Source organism: Pseudarthrobacter sp. MDT1-40-2 (assembly GCF_059383595.1).
In genome coordinates this window covers 103936-111147 of sequence record NZ_JBWZCL010000006.1, presented here as the reverse complement: position 1 = coordinate 111147, position 7212 = coordinate 103936, and the positions used below count along the sequence as shown (strand labels likewise).

General features: G+C 65.8%; 6 protein-coding genes. 3 read left to right on the top strand and 3 right to left on the bottom strand.

Features of this window, described 5'->3' with window-relative positions; all coding sequences use genetic code 11:
• The first annotated feature begins 154 nt into the window (after positions 1–154).
• Complete coding sequence (locus AC50X5_RS15510) at positions 155–679, top strand: PadR family transcriptional regulator (protein ID WP_494976962.1); 525 nt, start codon at positions 155–157, stop codon at positions 677–679.
• Positions 676–1482 (top strand): alpha/beta fold hydrolase, encoded by an 807-nt coding sequence (locus AC50X5_RS15505; RefSeq protein ID WP_494976961.1) that lies wholly within the window; start codon positions 676–678, stop codon positions 1480–1482. The genes AC50X5_RS15510 and AC50X5_RS15505 overlap by 4 nt, the downstream gene beginning before the upstream one ends.
• A gap of 23 nt (positions 1483–1505) precedes the next feature.
• Here AC50X5_RS15505 and AC50X5_RS15500 read toward each other — a convergent pair whose 3' ends face one another.
• Both AC50X5_RS15500 and AC50X5_RS15495 read right to left on the bottom strand, forming a co-directional pair.
• Positions 1506–1976 (bottom strand): hypothetical protein, encoded by a 471-nt coding sequence (locus AC50X5_RS15500; RefSeq protein ID WP_494976960.1) that lies wholly within the window; start codon positions 1974–1976, stop codon positions 1506–1508.
• Between the two features lie 2 nt (positions 1977–1978).
• A complete protein-coding gene (locus AC50X5_RS15495; RefSeq protein ID WP_494976959.1) occupies positions 1979–3400 on the bottom strand; it encodes a phosphomannomutase/phosphoglucomutase in 1422 nt (473 codons plus the stop codon).
• Positions 3401–3506: 106 nt separating this feature from the next.
• Between AC50X5_RS15495 and AC50X5_RS15490 the strand changes: the two genes are divergently transcribed.
• On the top strand, positions 3507–5720 hold the full coding sequence (locus AC50X5_RS15490; RefSeq protein WP_494976958.1) for a RecQ family ATP-dependent DNA helicase: 2214 nt from the start codon (positions 3507–3509) through the stop codon (positions 5718–5720).
• 14 nt (positions 5721–5734) lie between these two features.
• On the opposite strand, the gene AC50X5_RS15485 is transcribed toward AC50X5_RS15490, so the two are convergent.
• Positions 5735–7207, bottom strand: a complete 1473-nt coding sequence (locus AC50X5_RS15485) for an MFS transporter (RefSeq protein ID WP_494976972.1) — start codon at positions 7205–7207, stop codon at positions 5735–5737.
• Between the last annotated feature and the right edge of the window lie 5 nt (positions 7208–7212).

Genomic DNA, 7212 nt, shown 5'->3' with positions numbered 1-7212 from the left:
GGGCGAAAACCCCAATTGCCTGAAGCCAACAGGAAAAAAAAAAAACCCCACCGCCGCCCCCACCCCCTTCCAAGAGGGGGGTGGTCCCGCCGTCGTCGGCTGCATTTTGTCATCTAGTTGACAAGTCCACTAGGCGAAGTGTCACTATGAGCCTATGACCCTTTCGCGATTGATCCTCGGGCTGCTGAGTCTGGCGCCCATGACAGGCTATGAACTGAAGAAGCATTTCGATGCCACGATCAGCCACTTCTGGAATGCCGACAAGGCGCAGATTTACCGGACGCTGACCGCGCTGGTCAGCGAAGGGCTGTCCCAAGTGCAGACGGTAGCGCAGCAGGGATACCCGTCCCGCCAGGTGCACCACATCACGGATGCTGGTCGGGCAGCGCTCCAGGAGTGGCTGGCCTCAGAGCCGCCACCGGACACGGAGCGCAACGCTTTTCTGGGCCGGGTATTTTTTGCCGCCCATCTCGAAACGGAGGACGCCCTGCGGTTGCTCGAAGCGCGGAAAGCCGCGGCGGTGCGCTTACTGGCAGAACTGCAGCAGCAGTTGGCAGCCCAAGCCCCTGCTGCGGCAGGCGATCCCCGCTACTTCCAGCTGGCCACCCTGCGCAATGGCATCCGCCATGTACAGGCCGAGCTCGAGTGGTTGCAGGAGCTGGAAGGGGAGCTGGCATGAGGCATGATCCTGGTTCATATCCGGAAGTCCATCCCCGTTCGGAAGGCGGCGGCACCGACAGCAGGGCCACTGGCGCTGCCACCGTTGTGTTCCTGCATGGCGGCAATGTGGCGAACTGGATGTGGGATCCCCAGGTCCGGGCGCTTCCCGATTTTCAGGTCCTGACTCCCCATCTCCCCGGTTTCGGCGCCAAGGCCGGAGAGGAATGGGTTTCGCTGGAGGACACTGCCGACGCCTTGGCGGTGTTCATTGCCCGGCATGCCGGCCCAGGGCCCATCCACGTGGTGGGACTCTCGCTGGGGGCGGTGGTTGGTCTCCACCTCGCGGCCCGGCACCCTGAGCTCGCTTCTTCTGTGCTGGTCAGCGGCGCGGTAGTTACCCGGGTGGGCAGGCTGTCACGCTCCCTTGCTGCGCTGCAGTTCGTGTTCTGGGACAAAGCCTGGTTCTGGCGGGCACAGGCCAAGGCCTTCGGGCTGCCGGCCGATTCCGTCGAACCCTACGTGCAGCACGGCTTGACGTTGCGGCGCGAGAACGTGGAGCGGATGCTGCAGCAGGTCTACGCCGGGCACATGCCCGTGGGGCTGGAGCGGTTCGGGAGCCGGGTTCTGGCCGTTGCCGGTGAAAAGGAGCCCGCCCTGGCGGTCGGCTCCCTCGCGCTTTTGGCCGCCAGGCTTCCGCTGGGGGAGTTCCGGCTGGCGCCAGGGATGCACCACGTCTGGAATGTAGAGAATGAAGCCCTGTTCACCGCCATGGTCCGTCAATGGGCTGCCGGGACTGTGCATCCCGGGTTGGTGCCGGTCTAACCCGGCCACCAGCGGGCTGCGGTCTAGTCCACCCAGATGGTGGCGTCGCTGGAGTCTGCAGCGAGCTCGTCAAAGGTCCACGCGCTGGTGGCCGGATCGGCAGCGTACGGCAGGACAGCGGCAAACAGCGAGCCGTCCTGGTGCTCGGCAGCCACATGGATGGCATCGGAATTTTCCTCCACCAGCGTGATATCACTGACGATCGCGGCGGCGCGGAACTCCGTCCGTTTCTGCTGCAGCAGGGCCGTGAGGTCCCCGATCATGCCATCGGCGTCGAATTCGGCGTCTGCTGTAGCAGCCGCGGCATCTGCCGGCGTCACGGCAAGCAGCCGCACCTCGCCGTCGTGATCCATCACCAGGGCGAAGGGCAGGAACCCGCCCTGCCCTTCCAGTTGTTCCTGGGCGGCGCCGATTCCGGTGCCAAGCAGGGTTTCCAGATCCCGGGCGGTACTTTCGGACACTGTTTCCCGCCAGGGCCGGGGTTCCTCGCTCACGGCTACTGCCCGCGTACCAGCGACAGGACGCGGTCGCGGATGCGTTCCATCGTGTCGAGGTCTACAGCCTCGGCGTTCAACCGAAGGAACGGCTCGGTGTTGGACGGGCGCAGGTTGAACCAGTAGCTGCCGTCGTTGGCCGTGAAGGTGCTGCCATCCATGGTGTCGATGGTGAGGTCTTCGGAGGCGAAATCCTGGCGGACACGCTCGATGGCCGCGGCCTTGTCCTCGACTTCCGAGTTCAGTTCGCCGGAGGAGACATAGGGCTCGTATTCGCGGCCAAGGTCGGACAGTGGGCCGTCCTGCTCGCCCAGCGCTGCCAGAACGTGCATCGCCGCAAGCATGCCGGTGTCCGCGTTCCAAAAGTCGCGGAAGTAGAAGTGTGCCGAATGCTCGCCGCCGAACACGGCACCTTCCTCGGCCATGACTGCCTTGATGAAGGAGTGGCCTACCCGCGTGCGGACTGCCCTGCCGCCGTCGTGCTCGACCAGTTCCGACACCGCACGGGAGGTCAGCAGATTGTGGATGATGGTGGGGGTTTCCTCGCCCAGTGCCTTGGCGCGGGCGATTTCCCGGCGGGCCACCATGCCGGTAATGGCCGACGGCGACACAGGGTTTCCGTTCTCGTCGATCACAAAGCAGCGGTCGGCGTCGCCGTCGAAAGCCAGTCCGATGTCCGCACCGTGTTCGATGACTGCGGCCTGCAGGTCGCGGAGGTTCTCCGGCTCCAGCGGGTTCGCCGGGTGGTTGGGGAAGGATCCGTCCAGCTCAAAGTAGAGCGGGATTATCTGGAACGGCAGCTTGGGCAGCAAGGTGTCGCCCAAGACTGCGGGCGTGGTGAGGCCCGCCATGCCGTTGCCGGCGTCGACAACGATCTTCAGCGGGCGGGACCCGGAGAGGTCAACCAGCGTGCGGAGGTATTCGGCGTAGTCCTTCAGGACGTCCTGGACGCCGATCAGGCCGCGGGTTGCAGCTTCCGGGATGGTGCCGCTGTTCAGGTATTCCTCGGCGAGAGCCTGGATTTCATTGAGGCCGGACTCGGAGGAGATGGGCTGGGCGCCGGCCTTGGACATCTTGATGCCGTTATAGGCTGCGGGGTTGTGGCTGGCCGTGAACGTGGCTCCGGCTGCGTTGAGCGAGCCGCAGGCGAAGTAGAGCTCATCCGTGGAGATCAGGCCCAACAGCTGCACATTGGCTCCGCGGGTGGCCGCACCGTTGGCGAAGGCCTTGCTGAACTCCGGGGAGGACGGGCGCATGTCGCCGCCTACCAGGACGGTCTGCCCTTCAAGCTGCAGGACGTCAACAAAGGCAGCGCCAACTGCTTCGACGATTTCCGCGGTGATGGAATCGCCCACGATTCCACGAACGTCGTAGGCCTTGAAGGAGGCCGAAAGATCAAAGGTCTTGGTCTGGTCGCTAGTCACGGCTCCTATCTTACGGTGGCACGGATGCGCCTTTTATCCATATGGCTTTATCCACATAACGCCGCCCCGGGGTGTGGGTGTCAGCGGTGGCTGGGATACTGAATCAATGGCCGATAACCAGAACACTTTCTCGCAGGATCCCGCCACCAACCAGTCCGCCGGCACCTCTGCCGTAAGTGTGGAAGATGGCAGTGGAACCAGGGGCCAGGCGCTGGCAGTGCTCCGCGAGCTCGTGGGGAACCCGTCCGCGGACTTCCATGACGGCCAGTATGAGGCCATTGAGGCACTGGTCGACGGCGGCCGGCGGGCGTTGGTGGTGCAGCGCACCGGCTGGGGAAAGTCGGCTGTTTATTTCGTCGCCTCGCTGCTTTTGCGGCGCCGCGGAGCCGGTCCCACGCTGATTGTGTCGCCTTTGCTTGCGCTGATGCGGGACCAGGTTGCAGCTGCTGCCCGCGCCGGTGTGCGTGCCGTGGCCATCAACTCCGCCAACCAGCTGGAGTGGGACTCGGTGCGCCAGCAGCTGGCCGAGGACCAGGTGGACGTGTTGCTGGTCTCGCCGGAGCGGCTTACCAATCCATCCTTTCGCGAGAACCAGTTGCCGGAGCTGATCCGGCGCACCGGCCTGCTGGTGATTGACGAGGCCCATTGCATTTCGGACTGGGGCCATGATTTCCGGCCGGACTACCGCCGCATCTCGGACCTCATCGCCGGCCTTCCGGAGACTGTCCCGGTGCTGGCCACTACAGCAACGGCCAATTCGCGGGTAGTCCATGACATCGAAGAGCAGCTCGGGAAGGACGTGCTGACCATCCGTGGCGCGCTGGGCCGGGATTCGCTGCGCCTGGGGGTACTGAGCCTGCCGGACTCGCGGCAGCGCCTTGGCTGGCTCCTGACCCATCTGGGCGATCTTCCAGGCAGCGGCATCATCTATACCCTGACTGTTTCGGCGGCGGAAGATACCGCCAGGCTCCTGGCGGACGCGGGCCACAAGGTGCTGTCCTACACGGGCCGCACGGATCCGGCGGACCGGGAACGCGCTGAGCAGCTGCTCAAGGACAACCAGGTCAAGGCGCTGGTAGCCACGTCCGCATTGGGCATGGGCTTCGATAAGCCGGACCTCGGTTTTGTAGTGCACCTTGGCGCGCCTTCGTCGCCGGTTGCCTACTATCAGCAGGTGGGCCGCGCCGGACGTGGGGCCGCCAACGCCGATGTCCTGCTGCTGCCGGGCTCCGAAGACCGCGATATCTGGCAGTACTTCGCCACCGCCTCGATGCCTTCCGAGGACAAAGCCAACGCCGTCCTGGGCGCCCTCGCCGAGGCCGGTGCGGCCGTCTCAACAGTGGCGCTGGAAGCCAGGGTGGACCTGCGCCGCACCCCGCTGGAGCTGCTGCTGAAAGTGCTGTCCGTGGACGGCGCAGTGGAGCGGGTAGGCGGTGGGTGGCGGTCCACCGGGCAGCCGTGGGTTTACGACGCCGAGCGCTACCGCCGGATTGCGGAGGCCCGGGTGGACGAACAGGACTCCATGGTGATTTACCAGGACACCGCCGGATGCCGGATGGAGTACATCACCTCGGTCCTCGATGACGAAACAGCGCACCCCTGCGGCAAATGCGACAACTGTGCCGGGACCTGGTTCTCCACAGACATCGCTGCGCAGGCCACCGAGGCCGCCGGAGAGAAGCTCCGCCAGGCCGGCGGAGCGCTGGAGCCCCGCCTGCAGTGGCCCAGCGGCATGGACCGGCTGGGCGTCCCGGTCAAGGGCAAGATCAAGCCGGAAGAACAACTGGCCGAGGGCCGGTACCTGGCCAGGCTGACGGACCTGGGATGGGGCGGAGCCTTGCGTGAACTGTTTGCTGCCGGAGCTCTGGACCGTCCTCTGGATCCTGCCATGCTGCAGGCCTGCGTCCAGGTACTGCGCGAGTGGGGCGGGGGAGATTCACGGAAACCTGGCTGGAGCGGAGCCGGCAGGCCAGCAGCCATAGTCAGCATGCCGTCCCGGAGTATGCCGCAACTGGTGGAATCACTGGCCCGGGGCATCTCCGAAATCGGCCGGATTCCCTACGCAGGCCAGCTGGAGCCGGCCCATGGTGGACCTACCGGAAGCCGGGGAGGCAACAGCGCTTACCGCCTGGCCGGGGTTTGGGACAGGCTGGTGGTAGGGGAGGAACTCGCAGCGGGCCTGGCCTCTGTGCAGGGCTCAACGGTCCTGCTAATCGACGACCTCGTGGACAGCCGCTGGTCCATCACGGTCGCCGGCCGGGCCCTCAGACAGGCCGGCGCCGGAGCGGTGCTGCCGTTGGTGCTGGCGCAGGCGGGGTAGCAGGCCTGGTTGCCTCAAACCTTGTTGGCGGGAGAGGTCTTTCGGCTGCCTGCTCCTCGGCTGATCTCCGCGCCGGCCTGGCGCTGCAGGGTCAGGCTGTCTATGGTGCTGAACAGCATCAGGGCCGCCATGACAAAGAAGGCTCCGCGGAAGGCGCTGGCCGGATAACTGCCGTCAAGCCCGCCTGTAATGCTGCCACTGAGAGCGTCGGCCAGCGGGCCGGCCGGACCGTCCGGGCTGAACAGCCGGATGAGCAGGGCGCCGACGGCGATGCCCGCGCCGGCTGCGAGCTGGGCCAGCGTGGCGGACACAACGTTGGCGGAGGTCAGTTGCGCGGGCGAGATGTCCGCATACTGGAAAGACATGTAGGCGGAGAAGCCAATGGAACGGAAGGCGCCGCTGGCCACCAGCAGGGCGATGATCAGTGGTTCGGGAGTGTCCGCCCGGATGAAGCCGCACATCACGAATGTTGCGGCCGAGGCCAATGACGCGAATACCAGCACCGGTTTGAAGCCAAACCTCCGGATAATGGGCGTGGTGGCCGGTTTGATGCCGATGTTGCCAACGAACACCGCGGCCACCAGCCAGCCCGCATGCAGAGGGGTCCAACCGAAGCCCGCCTGGAACAGCAGTGGCAGCAGGAACGGGATGGAGCTGATGGTCAGCCGGTAGATGAAGCCGCCGGTGGCCATCGCCCGGAATGCCCGGGCACGGAACACGCCCAGATTAAACAACGGGTGGCTGCAGCGTCGCATCCACAAGACGGCAAGCGTGAGGCAGAGGACCCCGGACGCCACTGCGAGGGACGGCCAGGGGCCCTCCGGGTGTGAGGCCGCCAGCTCCATGCCCGCCACGAGGGATCCCACCCCTGCAGTGGTTAGCACCAGCCCCAACCAGTCCAGCCGCCGTCGTGAATCTCCCGGTGTCCCGGGAACCATGCGGAGCGCGGCGAAGAACGCGGCCACACCCAGCGGGAGGTTGATGAGGAAGATCCAGTGCCAGGACAGGTAGGTGGTGAGGGCGCCGCCCACCAGCGGGGCCAGAACGGGCGCCAGCAGCCCGGGCCAGACCAGGAAGGCGGTGGCGCGCAGCAGGTCTGCCTTGGGTGTTCCCCGCAGGACCACCAGCGTCCCTACAGGCACCATCATCGCCCCGCCCAGTCCCTGCAGGATCCGGCTCAACGTCAGCATGGTGAGGTCGGCGCTGACGGCGCACAACAGGGAAGCCACCGTGAACAGCGCAATGGCCAGGCAGAAAACCCTCCTGGCGCCCAGCCGCTCGGCCAGCCAACCGCTGAACGGGATACCCATGGCGACGGTCATCAGGTAGCCGGTCATGGTGATGTTGACGTCGGCGGCCGGAATGTTGAAGTCGGACGCGATACTGGGAATGGCGGTGACCAGGATGGTGCCGTCGAGGAACTCCATGAAAAAGGTGGCCGCCACCAGGAGGGCCAGCCGCGGACTCCACACGTGCGGATCGTCCATGCGCG